Origin of the sequence: Anaerotignum faecicola, from assembly GCA_024460105.1 — a bacterium.
Lineage (GTDB): Bacteria > Bacillota > Clostridia > Lachnospirales > Anaerotignaceae > JANFXS01.
In genome coordinates this window covers 1-425 of sequence record JANFXS010000372.1, presented here as the reverse complement: position 1 = coordinate 425, position 425 = coordinate 1, and the positions used below count along the sequence as shown (strand labels likewise).

General features: G+C 48.2%; 1 protein-coding gene. It reads left to right on the top strand.

The genetic code is table 11. The features are described from left to right. On the top strand, positions 1-425 hold a 425-nt coding region (locus NE664_14440), incomplete at both ends, for an MFS transporter (protein ID MCQ4727833.1).

The following is a 425-nucleotide window of genomic DNA, read 5'->3' as shown; positions in this document are numbered from 1 at the left end:
AGTTTCGCAAAAGCCGTAAAAGGCATGGTACATAACCGCAGCCTGCTCGCCATCATCGGAGCGGCGATCGTTCTCCTGCTTTCCATGCTGCTGTCTGGAAGCATGAATACGTATTTATACATGGATTACTTTAAGAGCAAAGAGGCCATGTCGCTGGCCGGTTTCTTCAGTACCGGTGCAACGCTGATTCTCGCACCGTTTTCAACTGCTATTTTAAAGAAGTTCGGCAAGAAAGAGGCCTCTGCAGCTTCCGTATTATTTGCTTCCGTGATTTACTTTATTCTGTTTTTCGTCAGGATTCAGAATCCCTGGGCGTTCTGCGTCATGATTGCTTTCGGCAACCTGGGAACAGGGCTTTTCAACCTGCTGATCTGGGCATTTATCACGGATGTAATCGATTACCAGGAGGTACAGACCGGAAGCCG